The organism is Enterobacter sp. E12 (assembly GCF_014596715.2).
Lineage (GTDB): Bacteria > Pseudomonadota > Gammaproteobacteria > Enterobacterales > Enterobacteriaceae > Enterobacter > Enterobacter bugandensis.
In genome coordinates this window covers 2,609,753-2,636,317 of sequence record NZ_CP115601.1, presented here as the reverse complement: position 1 = coordinate 2,636,317, position 26,565 = coordinate 2,609,753, and the positions used below count along the sequence as shown (strand labels likewise).

General features: G+C 54.6%; 32 protein-coding genes and 1 other annotated feature. Of the genes, 12 read left to right on the top strand and 20 right to left on the bottom strand.

Going from position 1 to position 26,565, the window contains the following annotated elements:
• From IB212_RS12600 to IB212_RS12590, 3 genes are read left to right on the top strand one after another with little or no spacing between them, the layout of a single operon-like run.
• Window positions 1-1,014, top strand: a complete 1,014-nt coding sequence (locus IB212_RS12600) for an ABC transporter ATP-binding protein (protein ID WP_028013427.1) — start codon at window positions 1-3, stop codon at window positions 1,012-1,014.
• Window positions 1,011-2,015 carry a murein tripeptide/oligopeptide ABC transporter ATP-binding protein OppF gene (gene oppF / locus IB212_RS12595; protein WP_041909608.1) on the top strand — a complete coding sequence of 335 codons (1,005 nt, stop codon included), beginning with the start codon at window positions 1,011-1,013 and terminating at the stop codon, window positions 2,013-2,015. Before IB212_RS12600 ends, oppF begins: the two co-directional genes overlap by 4 nt.
• 48 nt (window positions 2,016-2,063) lie before the next feature.
• Window positions 2,064-2,900 carry an ion transporter gene (locus IB212_RS12590; protein ID WP_041909610.1) on the top strand — a complete coding sequence of 279 codons (837 nt, stop codon included), beginning with the start codon at window positions 2,064-2,066 and terminating at the stop codon, window positions 2,898-2,900.
• Window positions 2,901-2,931: 31 nt separating this feature from the next.
• On the opposite strand, the gene IB212_RS12585 is transcribed toward IB212_RS12590, so the two are convergent.
• A complete protein-coding gene (locus IB212_RS12585; RefSeq protein WP_006810881.1) occupies window positions 2,932-3,261 on the bottom strand; it encodes an HI1450 family dsDNA-mimic protein in 330 nt (109 codons plus the stop codon).
• Between the two features lie 33 nt (window positions 3,262-3,294).
• Entirely contained in the window at window positions 3,295-4,755 is a 1,461-nt protein-coding gene (cls, locus tag IB212_RS12580) for a cardiolipin synthase (RefSeq protein WP_028013424.1), read from the bottom strand.
• Between the two features lie 144 nt (window positions 4,756-4,899).
• On the opposite strand from cls, the gene IB212_RS12575 reads away from it, so the two are divergent.
• Both IB212_RS12575 and leuE read left to right on the top strand, forming a co-directional pair.
• Window positions 4,900-5,073, top strand: coding sequence for a YciY family protein (locus tag IB212_RS12575; RefSeq protein WP_086379783.1), 174 nt, complete (start codon window positions 4,900-4,902; stop codon window positions 5,071-5,073).
• 106 nt (window positions 5,074-5,179) lie between these two features.
• On the top strand, window positions 5,180-5,815 hold the full coding sequence (gene leuE / locus IB212_RS12570; protein ID WP_028013423.1) for a leucine efflux protein LeuE: 636 nt from the start codon (window positions 5,180-5,182) through the stop codon (window positions 5,813-5,815).
• Between the two features lie 34 nt (window positions 5,816-5,849).
• Here the strand turns inward: leuE and IB212_RS12565 are convergent, their stop codons facing one another.
• The gene (locus IB212_RS12565; protein WP_188245573.1) at window positions 5,850-6,146 is read right to left on the bottom strand and encodes a YciI family protein; all 297 of its coding nucleotides are present in this window, start codon (window positions 6,144-6,146) and stop codon (window positions 5,850-5,852) included.
• Between the two features lie 222 nt (window positions 6,147-6,368).
• On the opposite strand from IB212_RS12565, the gene tonB reads away from it, so the two are divergent.
• The gene (gene tonB / locus IB212_RS12560) at window positions 6,369-7,091 is read left to right on the top strand and encodes a TonB system transport protein TonB (RefSeq protein WP_188245667.1); all 723 of its coding nucleotides are present in this window, start codon (window positions 6,369-6,371) and stop codon (window positions 7,089-7,091) included.
• Window positions 7,092-7,129: 38 nt separating this feature from the next.
• Here the strand turns inward: tonB and yciA are convergent, their stop codons facing one another.
• The 4 genes from yciA to IB212_RS12540 form a co-directional block, all read right to left on the bottom strand.
• Window positions 7,130-7,525, bottom strand: coding sequence for an acyl-CoA thioester hydrolase YciA (gene yciA, locus IB212_RS12555; protein ID WP_041909616.1), 396 nt, complete (start codon window positions 7,523-7,525; stop codon window positions 7,130-7,132).
• A 104-nt stretch (window positions 7,526-7,629) separates the two neighbouring features.
• Window positions 7,630-8,169, bottom strand: coding sequence for a septation protein A (locus tag IB212_RS12550; RefSeq protein ID WP_028013419.1), 540 nt, complete (start codon window positions 8,167-8,169; stop codon window positions 7,630-7,632).
• Between the two features lie 56 nt (window positions 8,170-8,225).
• Complete coding sequence (locus IB212_RS12545; RefSeq protein ID WP_045630546.1) at window positions 8,226-8,969, bottom strand: YciC family protein; 744 nt, start codon at window positions 8,967-8,969, stop codon at window positions 8,226-8,228.
• A gap of 25 nt (window positions 8,970-8,994) precedes the next feature.
• Window positions 8,995-9,399 carry a YkgJ family cysteine cluster protein gene (locus IB212_RS12540; protein WP_045630545.1) on the bottom strand — a complete coding sequence of 135 codons (405 nt, stop codon included), beginning with the start codon at window positions 9,397-9,399 and terminating at the stop codon, window positions 8,995-8,997.
• A gap of 281 nt (window positions 9,400-9,680) precedes the next feature.
• Between IB212_RS12540 and ompW the strand changes: the two genes are divergently transcribed.
• Window positions 9,681-10,313 carry an outer membrane protein OmpW gene (ompW, locus tag IB212_RS12535; RefSeq protein ID WP_188245574.1) on the top strand — a complete coding sequence of 211 codons (633 nt, stop codon included), beginning with the start codon at window positions 9,681-9,683 and terminating at the stop codon, window positions 10,311-10,313.
• A gap of 46 nt (window positions 10,314-10,359) precedes the next feature.
• Here the strand turns inward: ompW and IB212_RS12530 are convergent, their stop codons facing one another.
• The 3 genes from IB212_RS12530 to yedE all read right to left on the bottom strand — a co-directional run bounded on the left by IB212_RS12530 (window position 10,360) and on the right by yedE (window position 12,266).
• Window positions 10,360-10,698, bottom strand: coding sequence for a hypothetical protein (locus tag IB212_RS12530; protein WP_071530987.1), 339 nt, complete (start codon window positions 10,696-10,698; stop codon window positions 10,360-10,362).
• A 126-nt stretch (window positions 10,699-10,824) separates the two neighbouring features.
• A complete protein-coding gene (gene yedF, locus IB212_RS12525; RefSeq protein WP_003856774.1) occupies window positions 10,825-11,058 on the bottom strand; it encodes a sulfurtransferase-like selenium metabolism protein YedF in 234 nt (77 codons plus the stop codon).
• A complete protein-coding gene (gene yedE / locus IB212_RS12520) occupies window positions 11,055-12,266 on the bottom strand; it encodes a selenium metabolism membrane protein YedE/FdhT (RefSeq protein ID WP_041909622.1) in 1,212 nt (403 codons plus the stop codon). The genes yedF and yedE overlap by 4 nt, the downstream gene beginning before the upstream one ends.
• On the opposite strand from yedE, the gene IB212_RS12515 reads away from it, so the two are divergent.
• Window positions 12,265-12,516, top strand: coding sequence for a hypothetical protein (locus IB212_RS12515; protein ID WP_155963350.1), 252 nt, complete (start codon window positions 12,265-12,267; stop codon window positions 12,514-12,516). The genes yedE and IB212_RS12515 overlap by 2 nt on opposite strands.
• A gap of 102 nt (window positions 12,517-12,618) precedes the next feature.
• Here the strand turns inward: IB212_RS12515 and IB212_RS12510 are convergent, their stop codons facing one another.
• The 7 genes from IB212_RS12510 to trpL form a co-directional block, all read right to left on the bottom strand.
• Window positions 12,619-13,752: an acyltransferase gene (locus tag IB212_RS12510; protein WP_041909624.1), complete on the bottom strand. Its 1,134-nt coding sequence runs from the start codon at window positions 13,750-13,752 to the stop codon at window positions 12,619-12,621.
• A gap of 307 nt (window positions 13,753-14,059) precedes the next feature.
• Window positions 14,060-14,869: a tryptophan synthase subunit alpha gene (gene trpA, locus IB212_RS12505; RefSeq protein ID WP_041909626.1), complete on the bottom strand. Its 810-nt coding sequence runs from the start codon at window positions 14,867-14,869 to the stop codon at window positions 14,060-14,062.
• The gene (trpB, locus tag IB212_RS12500; RefSeq protein WP_028013413.1) at window positions 14,869-16,062 is read right to left on the bottom strand and encodes a tryptophan synthase subunit beta; all 1,194 of its coding nucleotides are present in this window, start codon (window positions 16,060-16,062) and stop codon (window positions 14,869-14,871) included. The genes trpA and trpB overlap by 1 nt, the downstream gene beginning before the upstream one ends.
• Before the next feature lie 10 nt (window positions 16,063-16,072).
• A complete protein-coding gene (trpCF, locus tag IB212_RS12495) occupies window positions 16,073-17,431 on the bottom strand; it encodes a bifunctional indole-3-glycerol-phosphate synthase TrpC/phosphoribosylanthranilate isomerase TrpF (RefSeq protein WP_041909630.1) in 1,359 nt (452 codons plus the stop codon).
• Between the two features lie 3 nt (window positions 17,432-17,434).
• A complete protein-coding gene (gene trpD, locus IB212_RS12490; RefSeq protein ID WP_028013411.1) occupies window positions 17,435-19,030 on the bottom strand; it encodes a bifunctional anthranilate synthase glutamate amidotransferase component TrpG/anthranilate phosphoribosyltransferase TrpD in 1,596 nt (531 codons plus the stop codon).
• Window positions 19,030-20,592: an anthranilate synthase component 1 gene (locus IB212_RS12485; RefSeq protein WP_041909632.1), complete on the bottom strand. Its 1,563-nt coding sequence runs from the start codon at window positions 20,590-20,592 to the stop codon at window positions 19,030-19,032. The genes trpD and IB212_RS12485 overlap by 1 nt, the downstream gene beginning before the upstream one ends.
• A gap of 25 nt (window positions 20,593-20,617) precedes the next feature.
• Window positions 20,618-20,711, bottom strand: a sequence feature (Trp leader region).
• Window positions 20,688-20,732 (bottom strand): trp operon leader peptide, encoded by a 45-nt coding sequence (gene trpL / locus IB212_RS12480; protein WP_106993556.1) that lies wholly within the window; start codon window positions 20,730-20,732, stop codon window positions 20,688-20,690. (Overlaps the previous feature by 24 nt.)
• A gap of 139 nt (window positions 20,733-20,871) precedes the next feature.
• Here trpL and rnm point away from each other — a divergent pair, with 139 nt between their 5' ends.
• The 3 genes from rnm (at window position 20,872) to rluB (ending at window position 23,343) form a co-directional block, all read left to right on the top strand.
• Window positions 20,872-21,753: an RNase RNM gene (rnm, locus tag IB212_RS12475; RefSeq protein ID WP_028013409.1), complete on the top strand. Its 882-nt coding sequence runs from the start codon at window positions 20,872-20,874 to the stop codon at window positions 21,751-21,753.
• Window positions 21,750-22,370 carry an L-threonylcarbamoyladenylate synthase gene (locus IB212_RS12470; protein WP_003856793.1) on the top strand — a complete coding sequence of 207 codons (621 nt, stop codon included), beginning with the start codon at window positions 21,750-21,752 and terminating at the stop codon, window positions 22,368-22,370. Before rnm ends, IB212_RS12470 begins: the two co-directional genes overlap by 4 nt.
• Window positions 22,371-22,467: 97 nt before the next feature.
• Window positions 22,468-23,343, top strand: coding sequence for a 23S rRNA pseudouridine(2605) synthase RluB (rluB, locus tag IB212_RS12465; RefSeq protein ID WP_028013408.1), 876 nt, complete (start codon window positions 22,468-22,470; stop codon window positions 23,341-23,343).
• Window positions 23,344-23,378: 35 nt separating this feature from the next.
• Here rluB and cobO read toward each other — a convergent pair whose 3' ends face one another.
• Window positions 23,379-23,969, bottom strand: coding sequence for a cob(I)yrinic acid a,c-diamide adenosyltransferase (cobO, locus tag IB212_RS12460; RefSeq protein WP_041909634.1), 591 nt, complete (start codon window positions 23,967-23,969; stop codon window positions 23,379-23,381).
• Window positions 23,966-24,727 (bottom strand): YciK family oxidoreductase, encoded by a 762-nt coding sequence (locus tag IB212_RS12455; RefSeq protein ID WP_028013406.1) that lies wholly within the window; start codon window positions 24,725-24,727, stop codon window positions 23,966-23,968. Before IB212_RS12455 ends, cobO begins: the two co-directional genes overlap by 4 nt.
• A 251-nt stretch (window positions 24,728-24,978) precedes the next feature.
• Between IB212_RS12455 and sohB the strand changes: the two genes are divergently transcribed.
• Window positions 24,979-26,025 (top strand): protease SohB, encoded by a 1,047-nt coding sequence (gene sohB / locus IB212_RS12450; protein ID WP_041909637.1) that lies wholly within the window; start codon window positions 24,979-24,981, stop codon window positions 26,023-26,025.
• A gap of 34 nt (window positions 26,026-26,059) precedes the next feature.
• Here the strand turns inward: sohB and IB212_RS12445 are convergent, their stop codons facing one another.
• Complete coding sequence (locus IB212_RS12445) at window positions 26,060-26,311, bottom strand: YciN family protein (protein WP_003856804.1); 252 nt, start codon at window positions 26,309-26,311, stop codon at window positions 26,060-26,062.
• Window positions 26,312-26,565 lie beyond the last annotated feature (254 nt).

Below are 26,565 nucleotides of genomic sequence, written 5' to 3'. Positions count from 1 at the left end.
ATGACAATTATTGAAACGGCCACCGCGCCACAGGCGCAGCAGCAGAGCAATCTTCTGCTGGATGTTAAAGACCTCCGCGTGACCTTTAAAACCCCGGACGGCGATGTTACTGCGGTCAACGATCTCAACTTTAACCTGAGCAAAGGGGAAACGCTGGGGATCGTGGGTGAATCCGGCTCCGGGAAATCCCAGACGGCATTTGCGTTAATGGGCCTGCTGGCCGCTAACGGCGTGATTGGCGGTTCGGCGAAATTCAACGGTCGCGAAATTCTTAACCTGCCGGAGCTCGAGCTGAACAAGCTTCGCGCCGAACAGATCTCAATGATTTTCCAGGATCCGATGACCTCCCTGAACCCGTATATGCGCGTCGGTGAGCAGCTGATGGAAGTCCTGATGCTGCACAAAGGTTTGGGCAAAGCGGAAGCTTTTGAGGAATCCGTTAAAATGCTGGATGCGGTAAAAATGCCGGAAGCGCGCAAGCGCATGCGCATGTTCCCGCACGAGTTCTCTGGCGGTATGCGTCAGCGCGTGATGATTGCCATGGCGCTGCTGTGCCGGCCAAAACTGCTGATTGCCGATGAACCGACTACCGCGCTGGACGTCACCGTGCAGGCGCAAATCATGACCCTGCTGAACGAGCTTAAGCGTGAGTTCAACACGGCGATTATCATGATCACCCACGATCTGGGCGTGGTTGCCGGTATCTGTGACAAAGTGCTGGTGATGTACGCCGGGCGCACCATGGAATACGGCAAAGCGCGCGACGTGTTCTATCAGCCAGCCCATCCGTACTCGATTGGCCTGCTGAACGCGGTACCGCGTCTTGATGCGGAGGGGGAATCCCTGCTCACCATTCCGGGCAACCCGCCAAACCTGCTGCGACTGCCGAAAGGCTGTCCGTTCCAGCCGCGCTGCCCGCACGCGATGGAAATCTGTAACAGCGCGCCGCCGCTGGAAGAATTTGCCCCAGGCCGTCTGCGCGCCTGCTTTAAGCCGCAGGAGGAGCTGGTATGAACGCAGTAGATGAAAAACGCAACGTGCTGCTCGAAATCGCCGACCTCAAGGTGCATTTCGACATCAAAGACGGCAAGCAGTGGTTCTGGCAGCCGCCGAAGACCCTGAAAGCGGTAGATGGCGTCACCTTGCGTCTGTATGAGGGGGAAACCCTGGGCGTGGTGGGCGAATCCGGCTGCGGTAAATCCACCTTTGCGCGTGCAATTATCGGTCTGGTGAAAGCCACCGGCGGCAAAGTGGCCTGGCTGGGTAAAGATCTGCTGGGCATGAAGCCTGACGAGTGGCGCGACGTGCGCAGCGATATCCAGATGATTTTCCAGGATCCGCTGGCGTCATTAAACCCGCGTATGACCATCGGTGAGATTATCGCCGAACCGCTGCGCACCTATCATCCAAAGATGCCGCGTCAGGAAGTCCGCGATCGCGTGAAGGCGATGATGCTCAAAGTCGGGCTGTTGCCTAACCTCATTAACCGTTACCCGCATGAATTTTCAGGCGGCCAGTGTCAGCGTATTGGCATTGCGCGTGCGCTTATCCTTGAGCCGAAACTGATTATCTGTGATGAGCCGGTCTCCGCGCTGGACGTGTCGATTCAAGCGCAGGTGGTTAACCTGCTTCAGAAATTGCAGCGCGAAATGGGGCTGTCGCTGATCTTCATTGCGCACGACCTGGCGGTGGTAAAACACATCTCCGACCGCGTGCTGGTGATGTACCTGGGCCATGCCGTGGAACTGGGAACCTATGACGAGGTGTACCATAACCCGCTGCACCCTTATACCAAAGCGCTGATGTCGGCGGTGCCGATCCCCGATCCGGATCTGGAAAAGAATAAAACGATTCAGCTTCTGGAAGGGGAATTGCCTTCGCCGATCAATCCGCCGTCGGGCTGCGTTTTCCGCACGCGATGCCCGATGGCCGGGCCGGAATGCGCGAAAACGCGACCGGTGCTGGAGGGCAGTTTCCGACATGCGGTTTCCTGCCTGAAAGTAGACCCGCTATAATCGCAAGGGCTGACATGATGTCAGCCCTTATTTTCTTGCGAGGTTACCGTGTCGCGTTTATTCACTTCAGCCCGTCGGCGGCTCTATCATCTTTTATTCGATCCTGAAACGGTATCGGGACGCCGTTTTGAAGGTCTGTGTGCGCTGTTTGCGCTATTGAGCGTAGTGGTCATCTTTATTGAATCGGGTGTGGGTACGCAATATCACCTGACATTTGAGGAATGGCATGCGTTTGTCTGGCTGGAACTTATTATTACCCTGGTCTTTACCGCTGAGTATATTCTGCGTGTTGTTTGCTGGCCCAACCCGGCAAAGTACGTCTTTAGCTTCTGGGGCTTTATTGATTTAGCGACGATCCTGCCGCTCTATGTGATGTGGCTGTGGCCGGAGATCAGCCTCAACTATGTTTTCGCCTGGCGAGCGATGCGCGTTATTCGGGTCTTGCGTATTCTGAAGTTACTGCGCTTTATGCCGTCGCTGCGCGTATTCTGGAGCGCGATCGTCAGCGCACGCCATCAGCTTATTCTGTTCTATTCCTTTATTGCCATCGTGATGATTGTTTTTGGCGCGCTGATGTATTTGATCGAAGGGCCGAAATATGGCTTCACGACGCTCAACGCTTCCGTCTACTGGGCGATAGTGACCGTTACGACCGTGGGGTATGGCGATATCACGCCCCATACGCCGCTGGGACGTATTGTGGCATCCGTGCTGATTCTGATTGGGTATTCGGTAATTGCCATTCCGACGGGGCTTATTACCACGCACATGAGCAGCGCGTTTCAGAACCATAAACAGCGGCGCAAATGTCCGAACTGCCTCCAGGTCGATCATGAACACAGCGCGCGGTTTTGCAACCGCTGCGGAAGCGCGTTACCGGATTAAATAAAAAAGGCTGCTATCGCAGCCTTTTTTATTATTCGCGCCAGAGTATGTGGCACAGCTTGTGGTCTTTCTCACGACACAGCAGGACGCGCGCAAAAATGTCGTTAATTTCACCGCCGTCTTCATCAGCCAGCCCAATAACCACTTCGGCAAAGAAGTCAGGGTTCAGGTCGAAATCTACATGTTCGGCCCAGTCCTCTGAAGGGTCGAACAATTCGGCACCGCCGCGCTCTTCGAACTGCAGATTAAAGAGGATCACGTCTGCGGGATCGAGGTTATCAACCGCCAGTTCGAGAAAAATGTCATAGGCCTGCTCGAGCGTTTCGTCTTCGGTCAGGCGATTGTTCAGATCCATTTCCATGATGACTACCTGTTTAACATCGTTGGGCACGTTTTACAGCAACGGACTAAAGAAGTAAAACAGTCGTTCAGCTATTCGCTGCCATAACGGACGTTTTACCCACAGCCTGGCATCCAGCAGCCGCGAGCGGGAGATATAGTCATCCTGAACCGCCGCCAGGTCACCGCCAAAGCCGGCGTCATCAATCACCAGGGTGATTTCAAAGTTTAGCCACAGGCTGCGCATATCAAGGTTAACCGTGCCCACCAGGCTTAATTCGCCGTCGACCAGCACGCTCTTGGTGTGCAGGAGACCGCCTTCAAACTGGTAAATTTTCACCCCGGCGGCAAGCAGTTCGCTAAAGAAGGCACGGCTGGCCCAGCCCACCAGAAGAGAGTCATTTTTGCGTGGCAGAATGATACTGACATCGACGCCGCGCTGCGCTGCGGTACAAATCGCGTGCAGCAGATCATCGCTGGGGACAAAGTAGGGCGTCGTCATGATCAGATATTCACGCGCGGAGTAGGTTGCCGTCAGCAGCGCCTGGTGAATCAAGTCCTCCGGGAAGCCTGGTCCGGAGGCGATAGTATGAATTGTATGACCGCTGGCCTCTTCAAACGGCATAATATTGCCATCCGGCGGTGGCGGCAGGATACGCTTGCCGGTCTCTATCTCCCAGTCGCAGGAGTAAACGATCCCCATCGAGGTGGCAATCGGTCCCTCCATTCGCGCCATCAGATCCACCCATTGCCCGACGCCGGAGTCCTGTTTAAAGAAGCGCGGGTCAACCATGTTCATACTGCCGGTGTAGGCAATATAGTTATCGATCATGACCATTTTACGGTGCTGGCGAAGGTCCATCCGGCGCAGAAACACGCGCAGGAGATTCACCTTCAGCGCCTCAACCACCTCGATACCGGCGTTACGCATCATGCCCGCCCAGGGGCTACGGAAAAATGCCACGCTGCCCGCGGAGTCCAGCATCAGACGGCAGTGGATCCCCCTGCGTGCGGCCGCCATCAGGGATTCAGCGACCTGGTCAGCCATGCCGCCGGGCTGCCAGATATAAAACACCATCTCAATATTATGGCGAGCCAGCTGAATATCGCGGATTAACGCCTGCATGACATCATCAGACGACGTCAGAAGCTGGAGCTGATTGCCCTTAACGCCGCCAATCCCCTGGCGGCGCTCGCAGAGCTTAAACAGCGAGGAGGCGACGCTGCTGTTCTCCTCGGCAAAGATATGCTTACAGGCTTTGAGATCGTTAAGCCACTTCGCGGTGGAAGGCCACATTGCGCGCGCCCGCTCGGCACGGCGTTTACCCAGATGAAGCTCACCGAAAGAGAGATAGGCAATAATTCCCACCAGTGGGAGGATATAAATGATCAGAAGCCAGGCCATGGCAGAGGGTACGGCTCTGCGCTTCATCAGGATGCGTAACGTCACACCCGCGATTAACAGCCAGTATCCCAGAATGACCAGCCAACTCACCACGGTGTAGAAGGTTGTCATAGATAAAAAAATCCTTTTGAAAGCGTATTGTTATGAGTGTACGCATCAGGATTCATCTGGCAAATAAAAACGCCAGGTAAAAGCGCTGGTTTGCTGTCGGGTTGGGTTTATAATGGCGGCTCTGTTTGAGAAAGAGTTGTAGACATGAAGCGCAGTAGAACAGAAGTAGGGCGCTGGCGTATGTTGCGACAGGTGAGTCGTCGCAAGGCTCGTTGGCTGGAAGCACAATCCCGCCGCAATATGCGTATCCACGCCATCAGAAAATGTGGATTGACCCGGCACCGCAATGCGTTGCTGTTCGCAGTCCAGGATATCTGAAACCCATGAGGGCACCGCAAGGTGCCCGCTGATTATATTGTGTCTTATTTTGCGAATATCGTTATTGCGGCGATATTCCGGTTATTTTTAGCAAAAGGAGGGAGAGGTGTTTGCGGAGTTTGGTGTACTGAATTTCTGGACGTATGTTGTTGGCGCATTTTTTATCGTGCTGGTTCCCGGGCCAAACACCCTGTTTGTGCTGAAAACGGGGATCGGTCACGGTGTGAAAAAAGGGTATCTTGCCGCGACCGGTGTGTTTATTGGTGATGCGGTATTGATGTTCCTGGCCTGGGCGGGTGTTGCGGCATTGATCCAGACGACCCCCGTACTCTTTAATATCGTGCGCTATCTCGGGGCTTTCTATCTGCTGTGGTTGGGCGGAAAAATGCTCTGGTCGGTGATCACACGTCAGAATAACGCTCAAGAGAGTGGAACCGAGCCTGCCAGCACGATCATGAAACGCTCCCTCGTCCTGAGCCTGACCAATCCAAAAGCGATTCTGTTCTACGTTTCGTTCTTTGTGCAGTTTATCGACGTGAATGCGCAAAATACCGGGACTTCTTTCCTGATCCTCGCTACCACGCTTGAGCTGATTAGCTTTATGTACATGAGCTTCCTGATCTTCTCTGGGGCGTTTGTTACGCGTTATCTGAAAACCAAAAAGAAACTGGCAAAGCTGGGGAACGGGCTGATAGGGCTGCTGTTTGTCGGGTTTGCGGCGCGGTTAGCGTCACTACATTGATGTGAAGAAAGGCTCCTGCGGGAGCCTTTTTACATCAGAAGACTTTCTTATACGGTCGCACCGTCACTTTTGCATACACACCCGCCGCAACGTATGGGTCTGCGTCAGCCCAGGCCTGCGCCGCTTCAAGAGACTCAAACTCAGCAATAACCGTGGAGCCAGAAAAACCGGCGGCTCCCGGGTCATTGCTGTCAACAGCAGGCATTGGACCCGCGGTCAGCAAACGGGCTTCGTCCTGGAGCAGCTGCAGGCGAGCCAGATGGGCAGGGCGAACAGAGAGACGTTTTTCGAGGGAATCAGCGACATCTTCAGAGTAAATCACGTAAAGCACGGTGAAGCTCCTTAAGCGTTGTAAAGTGTCAGTTACGTTATGTGAAAGGGCAATTGACTGCAATGTAAAGATAAAAACAACGTTAATACCCCGACCTGGATGTCCTTTTTTTGACCACTCCTGCGCTTAAATTGCGCCAGAACAAAGTGTCTTATTGAATATGATTGCTATTTGCATTTAAAATCAGGGTCCGGTTTTTTAACGTTGATGATTATGACTTCGATGACCCTTGATTTACCTCGCCGCTTTCCCTGGCCGACGCTGTTGTCCGTCGTGATTCACGGTGCCGTCGTGGCGGGTTTGCTCTACACCTCGGTTCATCAGGTTATTGAAATGCCCGCACCCGCCCAGCCGATCTCGGTAACCATGGTCTCGCCAGCGGATCTCGAACCGCCGCAGGTTGCGCCACCACCGCCACAGCCGGTTGCTGAGCCTGAACCGGAACCCGAGCCTGTACCGGAGCCACCGAAGGAGGCACCGGTGGTGATCCACAAACCTGAACCGAAGCCAAAACCTAAGCCGAAGCCAAAACCGGTGAAGAAGGTCGAGGAGCGTCCGAAACGTGAAGAACGCCCGGTTGAACCGCGCGCGACCCAGACGGTCGAGAATGCAGCGCCTTCGCGTCCGGTCATGAATAACAGCGCACCGGCGGCGAAGCCGACGGTTGCCGCACCAGCGGGCCCACGTGCGTTGAGCCGTAATCAGCCTCAGTATCCGGCGCGAGCTCAGGCCTTGCGTATTGAAGGTCGCGTACGGGTGAAATTTGACGTCACTGCGGATGGCCGCGTGGATAACGTGGAAATCTTGTCTGCGCAACCTTCAAATATGTTTGAGCGTGAAGTGAAGTCGGCGATGCGCAGATGGCGCTACGAACCCGGTAAACCGGGAAGCGGACTGATCGTGAACATTGTTTTCCGCCTGAATGGCGGGGCGCAGATGGAATAAGAAAAGCCTCCGAAAGGAGGCTTTTCTTTGCCTGCCACTCAGGCTGGCGGAAGCTGACGAGGTTTACCGTCGCTATCGACAGCGACATAAATAAACAGCGCTTCAGTTGCTTTATAGCGCTGTCCAATCGGTTCAGAAGAGACTTTCTTCACCCAGACTTCAATATTGATGGAGATGGATGTATTGCCGCGCTTTACGCAGCGGGCGTAACAGCAAACCACATCACCTACCGCAACCGGACGCAGGAAGGTCATTCCATCCACCCGCACGGTCACCACGCGTCCGTGAGCAATCTCTTTTGCCAGAATTGCGCCGCCCATATCCATCTGCGACATCAGCCAGCCGCCAAAAATATCGCCATTGGCATTGGTGTCAGCGGGCATTGCCAGTGTGCGTAAAACCAGTTCGCCCTGAGGGGCGTTATTTGTTGTCATTGTTTTAACTCATAACGGAAGACTTCAGGCGGGATGCTACTATGATTTCACAGCGGAGAGAATAGACCAGAACGCCTGTCGAACACGTTCTGGTCAGTCAGCAATCAGTGCTTGTCGTCCTGCGGCATGTGGCGATAGATATAAATGCCGCTTAGCAGGGTGAATATCAGCGTCAGGGCCGTCAGGCCGAAGACCTTAAAGTTGACCCAGATATTCTGTGGCAGCCAGAAAGCGATATAGATATTGGCAAGACCGCAAAGGATAAAGAACACCGCCCAGGCGATATTCAGGCGCGACCAGACCTCCTGAGGCAGCGTCAGCTCTTTGCCGAGCATGCGCTGGATCAGCGGCTTTTTCATCACCCACTGGCTGATGAGCAGCGCACCCGCAAACAGCGCGTAGATCACCGTCACTTTCCACTTGATAAATTCATCATTGTGGAAGAAGAGGGTTAGCCCACCGAATACGGCGACAAGGACGAACGTTACCAGCGCCATTTTTTCAACTTTACGGTAGCGCACCCAGCTGTAGATCAGCACAACCGCTGTCGCAATAATCAGCGCCGTGGTGGCAGCATAAATGTCATACAGTTTGTAAAACGCGAAAAAGACCACCAGCGGTAAAAAATCAAGAAACTGCTTCATTCTGTGATTCCATCTTCTTTGTTGAGCCGGACCCTGTAATGCACCCGGCATCAGGGTTACTGACGAATTAACATATACAGGCGGAACAGATAGACAAGCAGCACCGCTGAAATCAGGTTGCTCAGTGTATTCGCGACCACCGCGCCAACGTTCGGGGTTAATACCGCAAAATTCGGAGCAAACAGGAGCAGGAGCGTTTTTGCCAGCAGCCAGGCAATGACTGCGGGAGCCACCAGACGCATATTAGCCCATGCGAGTCGGATGCTGCTGCGCATCGCGGTAAAAATTCCCATTTTATCCTGAACGACCATTACTGGGGCAAAAGCGAGCACAATAGCCAGTAACACGCCCGGCACCACAACCAGCATAATTCCCATCTGCACCAGCATGGTGGTTAAAAAGATCAGAATAAACAGCTTAGGTAAGACCGGCGCGCTGGCACCAATCGCCCGCAAGGCGCTGACCCGGTGGCCCGCCGACACCAGTTGGATCATCAGCAAAACGCCGCCCGCCAGAATGGCGTTACCAATCAGGCCAGAAAACGTGGATGCGGCAGACGCCCGGAGCAGAATTTGTTGCTGCTCAGGCGTCATGTTTTGCACCAGTTCAAATAGCCCAACGCTTCCTGCAAGATGGTCGCCCTGGCTCAGGCTGGCAATCTGTTCTTCACTCGGTGAGAACGCATGACCCAGCACCACAGTGATAAAGGCACAAAGCAACGCGATCAGTAAAAAGGTAATGAACTGATTGCGGAAAAAATTTCCCGTGTCACGGTAGACAGACTTCGCCGTGATAGACATGCACTCTCCTTGCGTATTGCAGGTGTTAATTAGCCGGCAATTGTACACCGGATGAACCTGCTGTGGCAGCATCAAGGCTTGTATGGAAAAGCATATCTTTGTAAAGCGGCGGTAATCCAAAGCGCGCGCGGGCGCGATTACAGGCTTCGTTGACCTGCCCATCTTCCCCCGACATGGCAAATTCCCGGCACGGGCTGGGGCGATCCTCATAGATTGCGCACCGGGTCGAAACCCCGGGCTCACCCTGCAGCGCGACACAGCGGGCCTGCTTTTGATTGGTGCCGCTCATGCAGCGTAGAAAGGGGGTTAACGGCTCAGTAAGATGAACCGGAACGGTACCGCCGCCATCGCTGGCTTCAGCCCAGTAGAAAGAGACTCGAAAATACGCACAACAGGCTCCGCACGTCATGCACGGGTTAACTTCACTCATGGCACACCTGCAAAAAAGAACGCATCAAATCAACTTGTGAGAGCGATAAATTATCCAGCCGACAGAGGAAGAGCAAGAGGGGGAAAAGAGAAAATTTTGTAACTGTGAAATGCCAAAAATTGACATAGAAACAACTTATTGCTTTTCAAAGCACCACAAAAAATTAACCCAGATCAATGAATGTTAACTTACTGGTTTTAATGTGATCTGTGGCAGATCACTTATTACTCTTTTGTGAGTATATTCTCATCCGCGATTAAAACCACAACGATGGAGCGGATATGAAAAAATTAGCGGTGGCAGCCCTTGTATTAAGCAGTCTCTCTGGCGGCGCGTATGCGCATGAAGCAGGCGAATTCTTTATTCGTGCCGGTTCGGCTACGGTTCGCCCAACTGAAGGATCGGATAACGTGCTGGGTATGGGCGGTTTTAACGTCAGTAACAACACCCAGTTAGGTTTAACATTCACCTGGATGGCGACGGATAACGTTGGGGTTGAGCTTCTGGCGGCAACACCGTTCCGTCACCGTGTCGGTCTTGGTACGACCGGTGATATCGCCACGGTTCACCATTTACCGCCAACGCTGATGGCGCAATGGTACTTTGGCGATGCCAGCAGCAAGGTGCGTCCATATATTGGCGCGGGTGTGAACTACACCACCTTCTTCGATGAGAAATTCAACGATACCGGCAAAGAAGCAGGACTCTCCGATCTCAGCCTGAAAGACTCGTGGGGTATGGCTGGGCAGGTTGGTCTGGACTATCTGATTAACCGCGACTGGCTGATCAACGCCTCGGTCTGGTATATGGATATTGATACGGACGTACGCTTCAAGGCGGGCGGTCAGCAGCAAAGTATCAGCACTCGCCTGGATCCGTGGGTGTTTATGTTCTCTGCGGGTTATCGTTTCTGATCCCCCGTCAAACTGGCCACAGGGTGGCCAGTTTGCTTTGCTCACGTCAAAACGACGGATAAACCGGCCGCTCATCGAGCTTTACGCAGTGCCTCAGGATCGTTTCCCCATCATATAAATAGCTGAAAGCGTCGCTGGATACGGAATGGAAGAGAATATCGCCGTTGGCAAACGGGATCATTTCGGTATCACCCGCACGTTTATGCCCCGCACCGGTTTCAAAATGGCCGCGCCACCGTTCCTGAGTGTGGTCATAAACGTGCAGAATAACCTCGACAAGTCCTCTTTGCGGACAATTAAGACGCAGGAAAGTAGAAGAGAAATTCAGGGACAGCGCGTGGAAGGGAATCAATAAGGCGAAGACCAGTAAAGCTCGTAAATACATCAAACCGCGAAAACCTCCTTCAAAAGGGAAATGAGATTTTACTTAAGTCATAAATAACGTTTTTGTCGTGGATCAAGATGTCTTATAATTCAATACGATAAAGGCCCCTGACGAGGCCCTTAGCGATCATTTTTGAATCAGATAGCGAATGGTTGGACCATCCTGCTGGATATCCAGCACCGTATAACCGTGGTTTTTCGCATCCAGCGGTATGTTGTTGATGGACTGCGGGCAGTCGCTGACCACCTCCAGAATTTCACCTTTCTTAAGCTGCGGCAGCGCTTCAAGCGTAGCCACCGCCGGATAGGGACAGGGCTCGCCAACCATATCCAGACGATAATCAGGCACGATCTCTTTCATGCTGCATTCTCCTGCGTATCTGTTTTAACGCTCGCACGGCGGAAGAAACGTCTCTCCTGTGCGACGACCAGTAAAAAAGCGACCAACAGCAGGGCGTAGGTGACGAGCAGGCCGCCGAGAGGTCCGAAGGTATTCAGCAGATTAACCTTATCCCAGCGGGTGGCCAGGACGGGTGACACGTCATCCCAGTAGTACGCCAGGATCGTCGAGCCAATCACATTACCCAGCCCCACCCACCAGTAGTGCACCTGGCCTTCGACGGCGCGATACATCCAGCCGGTTTCACATCCGCCAGCCAGCACGATCCCGAAGCCGAACAGCAGGCCGCCAATGACCGCGTTAGGACCGGCCCACATGATTTTCGGTTCGACGCCCAGTTGAACATAGCTGAAGATGCCGATGGCGCTGACCGCCATCCCGGCGATAATCGCCTTCGCCATCATCGTGCGTCCGGTGATCCACATATCGCGAAACGCGGAGGTGAAGCAGATCTGCGCGCGTTCAATGAGCAGACCAAAACCCACGCCAAACAGCATCGCCAGACCGAGCTTAGGCTGGTTCAGGGCGGTGCAGAGCGCCCATGCCACCATGGCGAAAAAGACCAGCATTCCGAGGCGGAAACGGCGCTTTGCCTGCTCCGGTTTTTGGGTTAGCGGGGACGCCGCGCTGACTTTTGTCATTTTCACCGGAATGCGGAACAGCGGCAGAAGGGTGAATTTTGCTCCGAAGTAAGAGCCAATCGCCGTGGCCACGGCAAAAAACCAGGCATGAAGGGAGAACTGCGGAATCCCCGTAAAGAACGCGGCCAGATTACAGCCCATCGCCAGGCGGGCGCCAAACCCGGCAATCATACCCCCGACTACCGCCTGCATGATGCGAACGCGGCTTTTGGGCATGCGCAGCTTAACGTTGTTTGCCCACAGCGCCGCAGCGAAGCAGCCGCCGAACATGCCGACGATCATCATCCCGTCGATACGGGTAAGCGGGGTACCGTCCAGGTGAATGAGTTTGAAGTATCCCCACTCTTCGGTGTGTACGCCTGCGAGCTGCAGCAGTTGCCCACCCCAGCGGGTGAATTCACCGGTGACGGCCCAGAAGGTGCCGGTAATGCCGAAATAATAAGTAGAGAGAATGCCTGCCGCGATGACGGCCGGAACAGGTGACCAGAACTTAACCAGGTAAGTCTGTTTGAAGGATTGCCATGACATGAATAAGCCTCTGAACTCAGAAGGTGTAAGTGAATTAAGCGGACTGGAATATATATCTTTTTCTAAATATCTAAAAGTTCTCAACAGAGATTTTCCAATTACTTACACCTTTTATGACCTCCGTCATCGAAACTTGCAACTCACTGTAAACCGTATATTCTCAACATTTACTTTCAAGCTTGCTCCAGAAGATAACCGTTGGATGGCGTGGTGTAACAAAGTGAGTCTAACGCCTGAGAGGGGGGCTTAAATCTCAGGGGTTAGAAACACCTGCTATGGTATATCATAAAAATAAAACCAATGAATCATATAATAATGACTTTAATCTCCGGCGCCTGCGCGCCGGAGATGATTATTTCTCGTATACTTTCTTTATGCTACTAATGCTCATTTTCTTTATGAAAGGTCTTTCAATAAAGTGGTAAGTAATGGAAGATAGAAAGCATATTGCCGCGTAGCATAAGACTAAGATCACAAAAGTATGAACATTTAACTCTGGTTCATTGTTTGTTTTGAAGTGAAGGATTAAAGGGAATAAAATCAACCCTTGCGTCAAATATAAACTGTAGCTTATTGCACCGAGACGAATGGCTGCTTTGGTAATTAAAAAACCAAAAAGATTCGCGCCTGAAACTACTGAAAAGAATATCGCGCAGAGGAATAGTTTCTCAGAAGGACCGTAAAGTGTTGGTTGCGCTAACAGGGTTATAAGAATCGTGCAAATCAAAGCAGCATTGGCCAGTTTTTTTGTTATGACTATTCTGTCTTTGATTTCCCGGCATAACATTCCGATGAAAAAATAAGACCACAAAGATGAATCGTTCGTAAAGCCTGGAAGAAAATATACGGAGAAGGCAAAAAGAAAAATGGTTAATTCAAAGGACCATTTTTTGAACATATATAACAACGGAAGAGAGAAATAGAAAATCCATTCCCAGCGCAGTGTCCACGTCACCCCAGCCAGAGCCATAAAAGGATACTGGAAAGTAGTGACCGGCGGTTTGTCATTCCAGAGTCCCAAATCAAACCAGGAAAGCGCGTTGTTTATTACACTAAGAGAAAATTCATTTCGTTCGGTTAATAAGAAAAGTAAAGATAGAGCTGCTATGGAGCAAAATACGGATAGCGGTGCAATTCTGTAAAGGCGTTTTTTATATAATTCAATCCAATCCACTTCATTTGCTTTTCTGATTTTCCCCCAAAACAAAAAAGCTGTAATCATAAAAAATAAAGCAACCCCGTATCGCCCAAAATAGAGCAACAAGTCTGATGTCGGAGCCCAATTGCCTTTTTTAATAAATGTATAAGCACAATCCATATGATGAAATATGACAAATGAGGCAAGGACGTATCTCATACCATCTATACTGTTTGACCTTGTCGGTTCAGTATCTTCATCTATAAATTTGAATAGCGGTAGGCTAAAAATCACAATTGCCAAGGCTAAGCATGTGAAAACTAAGTAAATCGAAAAGTATAAATCCATCTTCAAACCTTACGGATATTTGTATAGATATAATTGGAAGGCTTTACCTGACCTCGATGCCATTCTAGCATTGCTTCTTATTATCGTCGAGATGATGTATCACATTTAATCCCTTGAAAATTGGTTGATTTCTATACCCCGCGGCACCGCATGACGCTATGTCGTCAGCTTTTTTCTCGCTAATCTGTTGATAAGTGCAATTCAGTATTTATGTTCCGTTTATTTCATTGGAGTGGAACGCTGTAAAACAAAAGGAAGTGTAAAAAAGAGGGCAACCGTCTGGCAGGGATGCCAGACGGTGGAGGGGTCAGGCTTTACGCGTCGCCGCCTTCATGGCAGTCACAAACGCCTTCAGCTCGGCCAGCATCTGCTCGGGCTTGTCCACGTTCTTCTCGATGATCTTCACAATCGCGGAGCCGGAGATGGCGCCCGCCGCCTTCGCGTCAATCGCCGCCGTGACCTGGTCGGGAGATGAAATCCCAAAGCCCTGCAGCGGAGGCGCGGCATGGTACTCGGCCAGCTTTTCCACCAGATGATGCAGCGGCAGTGCAGCTTTATTCTCGGCGCCAGTCACGCCCGCGCGCGAAAGCAGATAGGTATACCCGCGCCCGTAAGAGGCTATCTGGCGCAGCAGTTCATCATCGGCGTTAGGCGGGCAGATGAAAATAGGGGCGACATTGTGACGCATCGCAGCCTGGCGGAACGGCGCGGACTCTTCCACGGGCACGTCTGCTACCAGGACCGAGTCGACACCCACGCGCGCGCATTCGGCATAGAACTCATCAACACCACGGTTGAACACCAGGTTGGCGTACATCAGCAGGCCAATTGGAATGGTTGGGTGCTTCTGGCGGATCGCCGCCAGCATTTCAAAGCACTGGGTTGGGGTCACGCCTGCCGCAAAGGCGCGCAGGGTGGCGTTCTGGATGGTCGGGCCATCCGCCAGCGGATCGGAGAACGGAATACCCAGCTCCAGCGCGTCGGCGCCGGCTTCAATCAGGGCGTCGATAATCTTCAGAGACTGCTCAGGGCCCGGGTCGCCAAGGGTAACGAAGGGGACGAACGCGCCTTCCTGGCGGGATTTCAGTTCTGCAAATACGTTATCGTAGCGTTCCATCAGATTTCCCCTCGTGCTTTCAAAATATCGTGAACGGTGAAGATATCTTTGTCACCGCGACCGGAAAGGTTCACCACCAGCAGTTGCTCTTTTTCCGGGTTCTCTTTCATCATTTTCAGCGCGTGCGCCAGCGCGTGAGAAGACTCCAGCGCCGGGATGATCCCTTCGCTGCGGCACAGCGTTTTGAAGGCTTCCAGCGCTTCGTCATCGGTAATGGAGACATAGTCCGCGCGCCCCGTGCTGTTCAGGAACGCGTGCTGTGGCCCAACGGACGGGAAGTCCAGTCCGGCAGAAATTGAGTAAGACTCTTCAATCTGCCCTTCATCGGTCTGCATCATCGGGGCTTTCATGCCGAAGTAGATCCCCACGCGGCCATGCTTCAGCGGCGCGCCGTGCTCGCCAGTTTCAATCCCATGACCGGCAGGCTCGACGCCAATCAGCCCTACGCGGGTTTCGTCGATAAAATCGGCAAACATGCCGATGGCGTTAGACCCGCCGCCGACGCAGGCAATGACTGCATCCGGCAGGCGACCCTCTTTTTCAAGGATCTGCGCTTTGGTCTCTTCACCGATCATGCGCTGGAATTCGCGCACGATGGTCGGGAACGGGTGAGGACCTGCCGCGGTGCCGAGCATATAGTGCGCGGTTTCGTAGCTGCCGGACCAGTCGCGCAGCGCTTCGTTACAGGCATCTTTCAGCGTCGCAGAACCGCTGTGCACCGGGATCACTTCCGCACCCATCAGGCGCATACGGAACACGTTCGGCGACTGACGCTCAACGTCTTTAGCACCCATATAGATGCGGCACTTCAGGCCGAGCAGGGCGCTGGCGAGCGCAGAAGCCACGCCGTGCTGGCCCGCGCCGGTTTCGGCGATGATTTCGGTTTTACCCATACGCTTCGCGAGCAGCGCCTGGCCCAGCACCTGGTTAGTTTTATGCGCGCCGCCGTGCAGTAGATCTTCACGCTTAAGATACAGCGTGGTTTTGGTGCCTTCGGTCAGGTTGCGGCATTTGGTCAGCGCGGTTGGACGCCCGGCGTAGTTTTTCAGCAGGTCGGTAAACTCCGCCTGAAACGCCGGATCTTTCTGCGCGCTCACGAACGCTTCTTCCAGCTGGCGCAGCGCGGGCATCAGGATTTGCGGAACGTACATCCCGCCGAATTCACCAAAATACGGGTTAAGTAATGTCGTCATCTTCTCTTCCTTAATATGCACGCAGAGTTTTAAACACCGAGGCCAGCTTGCTGGCATCTTTGATACCCGGTTGCGACTCTACGCCTGAATTGAAATCGAGGCCTGCGCAGCCGGTTTTCGCGGCTTCCACACAGTTATCCGGGCTTAGTCCGCCCGCCAGCAGGACGTTGTCCAGCTTTTCGCCGTTCAGCAGCGACCAGTCAAAACGTTGTCCGGTGCCGCCCTGGCCGTTGTCGAGCACGTATTTGTCAACGTGGTGAAGATTACGTGCGGGCAGGGTGGTGCCCACGCTTTGTGCTTTCCAGATTTGAACCTGCGGTGCAAGCGCGTCTCGCAGGGCATTGATATACGCCTGATCTTCATCGCCATGGAGCTGAACGGCACTCAGGGATAACGCGTCGGCTTTTGCCACAACGTCTGCGACATCCGCATTGCGGAACACGCCAACATAGCTCAGCGGGGCCGCCGCGATTACCTTACGGGCCTGTTCCTCATTGACTGCTCGAGGAGAGGTGTCGACGAAGATTAAACCGCCATATATTGCTCCTGCCTCATACGCGGCCAGCGCATCCTGTTCGCGGGTCAGGCCGCAGACTTTGTTTTCACCCAGCAGCACGCGACGCACCGCCGCATTGAGGTCGTCATGTTCCATCATGGCGGAGCCAATCAGGAAACCGTTGGCGAAGTGGCTCAGCTCGCGCACCTGGGCGTAGCTGTTAATGCCGGACTCGCTGATCACCGTGACGCCCGCACCCAGACGCGGCGCCAGCTGGCGGGTGCGGTTCAGGTCAATCGACAAGTCGCGAAGATCGCGGTTGTTGATGCCGACCACTTTGGCTTCCAGCGCGATGGCGCGCTCAAGCTCTTCTTCGTTACTCACTTCGGTCAGCACGCCCATTTTCAGGCTGTGCGCCACGGCAGCAAGCTGGCGATACTGTTCGTCATCAAGTACCGAGAGCATGAGCAGGCAGGCATCGGCCTGGTAGAAACGCGCCAGCCAGATCTGATACGGGTCGATAATAAAGTCTTTGCACAGGATCGGCTGCGGTGCGATGCCGCTGACGATCGGCAGAAAATCGAAGCTGCCCTGGAAATATTTCTCATCCGTCAGCACGGAGATTGCCGACGCATGATGCTTATAAATACCGGCGATACGCGCCGGGTCGAAATCGTCACGAATAACGCCTTTTGAGGGAGAGGCCTTTTTGCACTCCAGAATAAAGGCGGTACGTGCACCCTGCAGGGCGTCATAGAAACGACGGCTGCTTGGGACGACGTCATTCTGGAAACTGGCAAGCGGCTGCTCTGCTTTGCGTGCTTCCACCCAGATGGCCTTATCGGCAACGATTTTCGCTAAAACGGTCTGCATTCTTTACCCTCTTGCCGCAAGTGCGGTAACGCGATCGTAAGCTGCACCGGAGCGCAGTACATCCAGAACTTTTTGAGCATTGGCCTTCAGGTCTTCCTCACCGTGCAAACGCATCAGCATGGCGACGTTGGCAGCCACGGCGGCCTCATGAGCGGCCTCACCTTTACCTTGTAGTAAGCGCGTCAGAATGTCACGGTTTTCTTCCGGCGTACCGCCTGCCAGCGCTTCCTGATGGTACGGCGTTAAGCCGAAATCAGACGCCTCAAGCTGATAGCTGAGTACTTCACCATCGTTAAGCTCGGCCACCAGCGTCGGCGCATGCAGCGAAACTTCATCCATTCCACCGCTGTGCACCACGGCGGCGCGTTTGTAACCCAGCACGCGCAGCGTCTCGGCAATCGGCAGGACCAGCTCAGGGCTGTAAACACCAATTAATGCCAGCGGCGGATGGGCCGGGTTGATCAGCGGGCCGAGCACGTTAAACAGCGTGCGGGTTTTAAGCTGCTGGCGAACCGGCATCGCGTGGCGGAAACCGGTGTGATATTTCGGCGCAAACAGGAAGCAAACGCCCAAATCGTCCAGCGCTTCACGCGAACGCTCGGCATTCATCTCCAGATTGATGCCAAACGCGGCCAGCAGATCGGACGAGCCTGAACGGCTGGAGACGCTGCGGTTACCGTGTTTTGCCACTTTCAGTCCACACGCTGCGGCGACAAAGGCACTGGCGGTCGAAATATTGATGCTGTTGCTGCCGTCGCCACCGGTCCCGACGATATCCGCAAACTGATAGTCCGGGCGCGGGAACGGAGCGGCATTTTCCAGCAGCGCGGTGGCCGCACCGGCGATCTCCTGCGGGCTTTCGCCGCGCACTTTCATGCTCACCAGCGCCGCCGCCAACTGCTCAGGCTTCAGCTCGCCGCGCACCACGGCGGAAAAAAGCTGGTGGCTCTCCTGTTGGCTCAGGGTCTGGGCCTGATACAGTTTTTCCAGAATCGGCTGCAGGGTGTTGGTCTGCTCCAGCTTCTGCAACGCCCAGTCAAGGGTCTGCTCCAGCAGGCGGGCGCCATTGGAGGTCAAAATAGATTCCGGGTGGAACTGCATCCCGCAGACGCGATCCGCATCGTGGCGTACCGCCATCACCATCCCTTCAAACGAGGCGTTAATGGTCAGCCCGGCCGGAATGTTGCTGCCGACCAGCGAATGATAGCGCGCGACCGGGAGCGGATTCGGCAGCCCGGCAAACATTGCCTGGCCGTCATGTTCAATGCTGGAGGCTTTACCGTGCAGGATCTCGCCCGCCTGGCCGACGTAACCGCCGTAGGCTTCCACGATTGCCTGGTGACCAAGGCAGATACCGATAATCGGCAGCTTGCCGCGCATGCGGGTCAGCAGTTCGGGCATACAGCCCGCTTCGCTCGGCGCGCCCGGCCCCGGGGAGAGCATCAGCACCGGGTTTTGCATGGTCGCCAGACGGTCAATCAGGGTCTGAGCCGGAACGTGGTTGCGGTAGATAACGACGTTGTGACCATTCGCACGCAGCTGATCTGCCAGGTTATAGGTAAAGGAGTCGATATTATCGAGCAGCAGAATGTCAGCCATCAGAAAATCTCCTGTGCGTGGTGTGCGGTAGCGATGGCGCGCAATACCGCGCGTGCTTTACTGCGGGTTTCGTCAGCTTCAGACTGCGGAACAGAGTCAAGAACAATCCCGGCGCCGGCCTGAACGGTGGCAATACCGTCTTCGACGTAGGCGGAGCGGATCACGATGCAGGTATCAAGGTCGCCGTGTGCGGTGAAGTAACCTACCGCGCCGCCGTAGCTCCCGCGCCGACGTCCTTCCGCTTCGGCGATAAGCTGCATGGCGCGCACCTTCGGCGCGCCGCTCAGGGTGCCCATATTCATGCAGGCGCGGTAGGCGTGCAGCACGTCGAGGTCGCTGCGCAGTTCACCCACCACGCGGGAGACCAGGTGCATCACGAAGGAGTAACGGTCAACTTTGGTCAGGTCTGCCACGTAGCGGCTGCCCGGGGTGCAAATGCGCGCCAGGTCGTTACGCGCCAGGTCAACCAGCATCAGGTGTTCGGAGAGCTCCTTGTGGTCGGTTCGCATTTCCAGTTCGATGCGGCTGTCCAGATCGCGATCCAGCGAGCCATCGGCACGACGGCCACGCGGACGGGTGCCCGCAATCGGGTAGATCTCAATCTGGCGGCTGGTGGCGTCGTACTTCAGCGAGCTTTCCGGCGAGGCGCCGAACAGCGTGAAATCATTGTCCTGCATAAAAAACATATATGGGCTCGGGTTGCTCTTCTTCAGCACGTCGTAAGCCGCCAGCGGTGACGGGCAGGGCAGCGAGAAACGGCGGGACGGCACAACCTGGAAAATCTCCCCGGCGCGAATAGCCTTTTGCATCTGGCGAACCACGGCCCCGTATTGATCGTCGGTCTGGTTAACGTCGCATGTCATTTTTTCCACGTGCTGTACCGGCAGTGCAGGCGGCGCTTCCGTCATCTGCTGCTGGAGCTGAGCGATGCGATGCTCAAGGCGGTTTTTCTCAGACGCAGACGGCGTGAACAGGCTTGCCTGGATGCGGGTATATTTTTTCTGATGGTCGATCACCAGCAGGGTTTCGGCCAGGTAGAAACAGTAGTCCGGACAGCGGTTGCCCTGCTCGGTTTCCGGCAAATCTTCAAAACCGGCGACCAGGTCGTAAGCAAACAGCCCGCCGAAGAACATTGCTTCGCGCTCATCTTCCGGCACGGTGATAAGATTTTGCAGCAGGCGGAAGGCATCGAACACGGACAGCGAGCAGAGGCGCGCGTCTTCGTCCAGCAGCTGGCTTACTGGCGGGAAATGAAGAATTCGCAGGTCCGGGTGACGTTCATTGTCGATGCCCGCGGGCAGAGCCGCATCCAGCAGCGGCAGCAGCGATGCGCCATTATCAGAGAGCGCCTTAATGGTGACGGTGTCACCTAACGCGGTAATGCGCAGCGCGCTGTCGACCAGCAGCAGGCTTTTCAGATCGTCCTTGCTGTCGATATCCGCAGACTCCAGCAGCAGCGTCGCCGGACGCGCACCGCACACCTGATGAAACAGCGCGGTCGGGTTGTGGCGATAGACCGCCTCGCAGGTCAAGAGTTCGAGATGAGGTTTGGCTGTTTGCATGTTGTGATTCTCATTTATTCAGTTCAAAAAAAAGCCCGCTGGGTAGCGGGCGGGTATCTGTTTGCATTTCGCAGACGCGTGACACTGCCCGAAGATCAGGAAGTGCGCCACCAACCGTGCAGAGTGAAATGTGCTGTCATTTTCAGATACCTTTCTCGTGTGAACTTGCGTACTAGTTAACTGGTTCGATGGCGTATTGTCAACCCTTGATTTCAGAATTTCACGTTAAGTCGGTATCATGGCGTTTTCGGATGTCTCCAACCTGTTATGGGAAGTGCTTTGAGCGATACTACCTACGCGATTATTTATGATTTACATAGCCATACTCAGGCCTCTGATGGCCTGCTGACACCCGAAGCCCTGGTTCATCGCGCGGTTGAAATGCGTGTCGGCACGCTGGCGATAACCGATCACGATACCACCGACGCCATTCCGGCAGCGCGCGCCGAGATTGCCCGCAGCGGGCTGGCGCTGAATCTGGTGCCCGGCGTCGAGATCTCGACCGTCTGGGAAAACCATGAGATTCATATCGTTGGCCTGAACATTGATATAGAACATCCGGCACTTCTTGCCTTTTTGCAAGAACAAAAAACGCGCCGCAACCAGCGCGCGGAGATGATCGGCGAGCGCCTGGAGAAGGCGCATATTCCGGGCGCGCTGGAAGGTGCGCAAAAGCTGGCGAACGGCGGGGCGGTCACCCGCGGTCATTTCGCCCGCTTTCTGGTTGAAGCGGGCAAAGCGACGACCATGGCGGATGTCTTTAAAAAGTATCTGGCGCGCGGGAAAACCGGATACGTTCCGCCACAGTGGTGTACAATAAAACAAGCTATTGATGTCATTCATCATTCTGGCGGTAAGGCCGTGCTGGCCCATCCGGGACGGTATAATCTTTCTGCTAAATGGCTGAAACGGCTGCTGGCGCACTTTGCCGAATGCGGTGGCGAGGCGATGGAAGTCGCCCAGTGTCAGCAGGCGCCCAACGAGCGCGCGCAGCTCGCGACTTACGCCCGCCAGTTTGGCCTGCTAGGGTCACAGGGCTCTGATTTCCACCAGCCCTGCGCGTGGATCGAGCTGGGACGCAAGCTCTGGCTACCCGCTGGCGTTGAGCCGGTCTGGCAGCTCTGGGAGCAGCCGCAGCAAATTGAAGAGAGGGAAGTATGAGTCAGTTTTTCTATATCCATCCGGACAACCCGCAGCCACGTCTGATTAACCAAGCCGTGGAGATCGTCCGCAAAGGCGGCGTGATAGTCTACCCGACCGATTCCGGCTACGCGCTGGGCTGTAAAATTGAAGATAAAGGAGCGATGGAACGCATTTGCCGTATTCGTCAGCTGCCGGACGGCCATAACTTTACCCTGATGTGCCGCGATCTCTCTGAGCTGTCGACCTATGCGTATGTCGACAACGTGGCGTTTCGCCTGATCAAGAACAACACGCCGGGTAACTACACCTTCATTCTGAAAGGGACGAAGGAGGTGCCGCGTCGCCTGCTGCAGGAAAAGCGTAAGACTATCGGCATGCGCGTGCCGTCGAACCCGATTGCCCAGGCGCTGCTGGAAACCCTCGGCGAGCCGATGCTCTCCACCTCGCTGATGCTGCCGGGAAGCGAGTTTACCGAGTCCGATCCGGAGGAGATAAAAGATCGTCTGGAGAAGGTGGTGGAGCTGATTATTCACGGAGGTTATCTCGGCCAGCAGCCGACTACCGTTGTGGATCTGACCGAAGACGCGCCTGAAGTGATTCGTGAAGGCGTGGGTGATGTTAAGCCTTTCTTGTAAAGGTGTAAGCAGATATACTACGCGGCCATCAAAGCAGGGCTCGGCTCTGCTTTTGACCTGATTCGACGCCTGTGAAGGCGACACCTGAGGAAGCTCAATGAGCGAGAAGTTACAGAAAGTGCTGGCGCGTGCCGGCCACGGCTCACGCCGTGAAATCGAAGCCATTATAGAAGCGGGCCGCGTGAGTGTGGACGGTAAAATCGCCACGCTGGGTGACCGCGTAGAAATCGTACCGGGGCTCAAGATCCGCATTGACGGTCATCTTATCTCCGTGAAAGAGTCCGCGGAACAGATCTGCCGCGTGCTGGCGTATTACAAGCCGGAAGGCGAGCTGTGTACGCGCAACGACCCGGAAGGTCGTCCAACGGTGTTTGACCGTCTGCCAAAACTGCGCGGCGCCCGCTGGATTGCGGTGGGGCGTCTGGACGTGAACACCTGCGGTCTGCTGCTGTTCACCACCGATGGTGAACTGGCAAACCGTCTCATGCACCCAAGCCGTGAAGTTGAGCGTGAATACGCCGTTCGCGTCTTCGGCCAGGTCGATGAAAATAAACTGCGCGATCTGTCGCGTGGCGTGCAGCTGGAAGACGGCCCTGCGGCGTTCAAAACCATCAAATTTACCGGTGGTGAAGGGATTAACCAGTGGTACAACGTGACCCTGACCGAAGGCCGTAACCGCGAGGTGCGTCGTCTGTGGGAAGCGGTAGGCGTGCAGGTTAGCCGCCTGATCCGCGTTCGCTACGGCGACATTCTGCTGCCGAAAGGTCTGCCGCGCGGTGGTTATACCGAGCTGGATCTTACCCAGACTAACTACCTGCGCGAGCTGGTTGGCCTGACGCCGGAAACCACCTCTAAAGTGGCGGTGGAGAAAGATCGTCGTCGTATGAAGGCGAATCAGATCCGTCGTGCGGTGAAACGCCACAGCCAGGTGAACAGCAATCGTCGCTCTGGCAGCCGGAATAACAACGGTTAATTGAAAAAGCCCGGTGAACTCACCGGGCTTTTTCTTTAGTAATCAATGCCAATTTGTGCTTTGATGCCTGCATCAAACGCATGCTTGACCGGACGCAGCTCGCTGACGGTATCTGCCAGCTCCATAATCTCACGATGACACCCACGACCTGTAACGATAACCGTCTGGTGCGCAGGGCGGCTCTTCAGTGCATCCAGCACCTCCTCCAGCGGCAGGTAGTCGTAGGCGACCATATAGGTGATCTCATCCAGTAGCACCATATTCAGCGAGGGATCGGCCAGCATTCTTTTAGCGTGCTCCCAGACGGCCAGACAGGCTGCGGTATCGGTTTCCCGGTTCTGCGTATCCCACGTAAACCCGGTCGCCATCACCTGAAACTCAACGCCGTGAGGTTCAAGCAAATTACGCTCACCGTTGGGCCATTCCCCTTTGATAAACTGGATGACCCCCACTTTTTGCCCGTGGCCGACGGCGCGCGTAGCGGTGCCAAACGCGGCAGTAGTTTTGCCTTTACCATTGCCGGTAAAAACGATGACGATCCCACGCTCCTCCTGAGCTGCCGCGACGCGCGCGTCAACCTGTTCCTTCAGACGCTGCTGTCGCTGCTGATGACGTTCTTCACTCATTGCGAAATTCCCGGTTTGCGGCCCGGCTGGGCATCAAAGGTCATTCCGGTTTTGCGGCGGCTGTCGTCGCCCATCAGCCAGAGATAGAGCGGCATAATGTCTGCCGGGGTTTTCAGCTTCAGCGGATCTTCCGTCGGGAACGCGCTGGCGCGCATGCTGGTGCGCGTACCCCCCGGATTAATGCAGTTTACGCGCAGATGGCGGCTCTGATACTCATCCGCCAGCACCTGCATCATGCCCTCGGTCGCGAATTTTGAGACAGCATAAGCCCCCCAGTTTGCACGTCCCTCGCGGCCTACGCTGGAAGAGGTGAAGACCAGAGATCCAGACTCGGATTTGAGTAATAAAGGAAGCAAGGCCTGCGTGAGGAAAAAAGTACCGTTAACGTTAACCTGCATCACCTGCTGCCAGATTTCAGGATCCTGTTCATCCATTGGACGCACTTCGCCTAACAAACCGGCGTTGTGCAGTACGCCGTCAAGACGTGGGTAGTGGGTACTGATACGGTGAGCAAGCTCCTGGCAGAGCGCTGGGGTGCAGGTCAGCAAATCGAGCGTGTACCAGGGGGCAGGTGTCCCGCCTGCGGCCTCAATTTCCTGAGCGACCCCTTTGAGCTTTTCTTCGTTACGCCCAATCAGAATTACGCTTGCGCCATATTCAGCGTACGTCAGGGCCGCTTCGCGACCAATACCATCGCTGGCGCCGGTGACAAGAATGATTCGGTTCTGCAGCAGGTTTTTTTGCGGTTGATAATGCACGGTGACTCCTCAGGCGCACGGTGTCTCAATCACGCCTTCATAATGACTTTTCGGCTTTATGCCCGAATTAGCGTGAGAATTCAATCAGTCTACAGGACGCATTGCTGCAAAATTAACAATTTGCAAATATTTAAACCGCAGCGCGGGGATTCCTGAAGACGGCTCGCAGAGGTAATGTCACGGGCGAGACGCAGGGGCAGGGCTGTTGTACACTGCCGTGAAAGATTCGTGGTTAAATCAAGGTGGAACGCGTGGAATTACTTTCTCAATATGGGTTGTTTTTGGCCAAAATCGCGACGGTGGTGATTGCCATTGCCGTGGTTGCCGTTCTGATTGTCAACCTGACGCAGCGCAAGCGTCAGCGTGGGGAGTTACGCATCACCCGCCTGAGCGAGCAGTATAAAGAGATGCAGGAAGAGATGTCCCTCTCGCTGCTCGATAGCCATCAGCAGAAGCTGTGGCTGAAAGCCCAGAAGAAAAAACACAAGCAGGAAGCCAAAGCCGCGAAGGCGAAGGCAAAGCTCGCGACGCCGCAGGGCGACGCAAAACCCCGCGTCTATGTGCTCGATTTTAAAGGCAGCATGGATGCGCATGAAGTCGCTTCGCTGCGCGAAGAGGTGACTGCGGTTCTGGCCGTGGCAACGCCGCAGGATCAGGTGGTGGTGCGTCTTGAGAGCCCGGGCGGGGTGGTACACGGTTACGGGCTGGCCGCTTCACAGCTGCAGCGTCTGCGCGAGAAGCAGATCCCACTTACCGTGGCGGTAGATAAAGTCGCGGCGAGCGGCGGCTATATGATGGCCTGCGTGGCGGACAAAATCGTTGCGGCGCCGTTTTCCATCATAGGTTCCATTGGCGTGGTCGCACAGATCCCTAACTTTAACCGCTTCCTGAAAAATAAAGAGATTGATATCGAACTTCACACGGCGGGTCAGTACAAACGCACCCTGACGCTGCTGGGGGAAAACACGGAAGAGGGGCGCCAAAAATTCCGTGAAGATCTGAATGAAACTCACCATCTCTTTAAAGACTTCGTACATCGCATGCGCCCAACGCTGGATATTGAACAGGTGGCGACCGGTGAGCACTGGTACGGCATCCAGGCGCAGGAAAAAGGGCTGGTGGATGAAGTGGGTACCAGTGATGACCTGCTGCTCAACCTGATGGAAGGTCGGGAACTGGTAGGCGTGCGCTTTACACAGCGCAAACGGCTGATGGACCGCTTTACCAACAGTGCGGCGGAAAGCGCGGACCGCCTGCTGCTTCGCTGGCTACAGCGCGGACAAAAACCGCTGCTGTAAACAAAAACGCGAGGCATATGCCTCGCGTTTTGCATTAGTCGACCAGGTGATATTTCTCTGAAAGCGTATGCGCCAGGTATTTAAACATATTAAACACGGCAGTGCTTTTCGGGGTCGGTAACCCCTGCTCGTCAAGGAAGTATTCGCCGCTGAAAACCAGCACGCCATTACGTTGCTCAACGCCGGTGGCTTCAATGCCTGCCAGCGTATCTTCATGGTCACGAATAAGCTTGTTTGCTTCGATAAGCAGAGAGGCTCGGTCAATGGGTTGGGTCGTATTCTGCATAATCCACTCCTTAAACAGTGACAATAGTCTACGCCGGGGGCGCTTTGGGGGCAAATTTTCCCTGTAATGTGAGGGGATAAGATGCAGAGGGCAGGTTGGCGGGATTTGCTTTTGCATGCTAATAAAGTTGCGTAACGAATTTTATCAGGTAGAGTGTGCGCTTTCGTCATTCTGGCAACAGAATTGCTTGACATTCGACCGGGAATTCGTCACGAATTATACGAGATGTGAGAAAAATACCCGAAAACTCAATG

What these genes read in the sequence shown, in the direction of transcription:
- IB212_RS12600 (WP_028013427.1), top strand. Translation starts at nt 1, where the DNA reads ATGACAATTATTGAAACGGCCACCGCGCCACAGGCGCAGCAGCAGAGC.
- oppF (WP_041909608.1), top strand. Translation starts at nt 1,011, where the DNA reads ATGAACGCAGTAGATGAAAAACGCAACGTGCTGCTCGAAATCGCCGAC.
- IB212_RS12585 (WP_006810881.1), bottom strand. Translation starts at nt 3,261, where the DNA reads ATGGAAATGGATCTGAACAATCGCCTGACCGAAGACGAAACGCTCGAG.
- cls (WP_028013424.1), bottom strand. Translation starts at nt 4,755, where the DNA reads ATGACAACCTTCTACACCGTGGTGAGTTGGCTGGTCATTCTGGGATAC.
- IB212_RS12575 (WP_086379783.1), top strand. Translation starts at nt 4,900, where the DNA reads ATGAAGCGCAGTAGAACAGAAGTAGGGCGCTGGCGTATGTTGCGACAG.
- tonB (WP_188245667.1), top strand. Translation starts at nt 6,369, where the DNA reads ATGACCCTTGATTTACCTCGCCGCTTTCCCTGGCCGACGCTGTTGTCC.
- yciA (WP_041909616.1), bottom strand. Translation starts at nt 7,525, where the DNA reads ATGACAACAAATAACGCCCCTCAGGGCGAACTGGTTTTACGCACACTG.
- IB212_RS12550 (WP_028013419.1), bottom strand. Translation starts at nt 8,169, where the DNA reads ATGAAGCAGTTTCTTGATTTTTTACCGCTGGTGGTCTTTTTCGCGTTT.
- IB212_RS12545 (WP_045630546.1), bottom strand. Translation starts at nt 8,969, where the DNA reads ATGTCTATCACGGCGAAGTCTGTCTACCGTGACACGGGAAATTTTTTC.
- IB212_RS12540 (WP_045630545.1), bottom strand. Translation starts at nt 9,399, where the DNA reads ATGAGTGAAGTTAACCCGTGCATGACGTGCGGAGCCTGTTGTGCGTAT.
- ompW (WP_188245574.1), top strand. Translation starts at nt 9,681, where the DNA reads ATGAAAAAATTAGCGGTGGCAGCCCTTGTATTAAGCAGTCTCTCTGGC.
- IB212_RS12530 (WP_071530987.1), bottom strand. Translation starts at nt 10,698, where the DNA reads ATGTATTTACGAGCTTTACTGGTCTTCGCCTTATTGATTCCCTTCCAC.
- yedF (WP_003856774.1), bottom strand. Translation starts at nt 11,058, where the DNA reads ATGAAAGAGATCGTGCCTGATTATCGTCTGGATATGGTTGGCGAGCCC.
- IB212_RS12515 (WP_155963350.1), top strand. Translation starts at nt 12,265, where the DNA reads ATGAATAAGCCTCTGAACTCAGAAGGTGTAAGTGAATTAAGCGGACTG.
- yedE (WP_041909622.1), bottom strand. Translation starts at nt 12,266, where the DNA reads ATGTCATGGCAATCCTTCAAACAGACTTACCTGGTTAAGTTCTGGTCA.
- IB212_RS12510 (WP_041909624.1), bottom strand. Translation starts at nt 13,752, where the DNA reads ATGGATTTATACTTTTCGATTTACTTAGTTTTCACATGCTTAGCCTTG.
- trpA (WP_041909626.1), bottom strand. Translation starts at nt 14,869, where the DNA reads ATGGAACGCTACGATAACGTATTTGCAGAACTGAAATCCCGCCAGGAA.
- trpB (WP_028013413.1), bottom strand. Translation starts at nt 16,062, where the DNA reads ATGACGACATTACTTAACCCGTATTTTGGTGAATTCGGCGGGATGTAC.
- trpCF (WP_041909630.1), bottom strand. Translation starts at nt 17,431, where the DNA reads ATGCAGACCGTTTTAGCGAAAATCGTTGCCGATAAGGCCATCTGGGTG.
- trpD (WP_028013411.1), bottom strand. Translation starts at nt 19,030, where the DNA reads ATGGCTGACATTCTGCTGCTCGATAATATCGACTCCTTTACCTATAAC.
- IB212_RS12485 (WP_041909632.1), bottom strand. Translation starts at nt 20,592, where the DNA reads ATGCAAACAGCCAAACCTCATCTCGAACTCTTGACCTGCGAGGCGGTC.
- IB212_RS12470 (WP_003856793.1), top strand. Translation starts at nt 21,750, where the DNA reads ATGAGTCAGTTTTTCTATATCCATCCGGACAACCCGCAGCCACGTCTG.
- rluB (WP_028013408.1), top strand. Translation starts at nt 22,468, where the DNA reads ATGAGCGAGAAGTTACAGAAAGTGCTGGCGCGTGCCGGCCACGGCTCA.
- cobO (WP_041909634.1), bottom strand. Translation starts at nt 23,969, where the DNA reads ATGAGTGAAGAACGTCATCAGCAGCGACAGCAGCGTCTGAAGGAACAG.
- IB212_RS12445 (WP_003856804.1), bottom strand. Translation starts at nt 26,311, where the DNA reads ATGCAGAATACGACCCAACCCATTGACCGAGCCTCTCTGCTTATCGAA.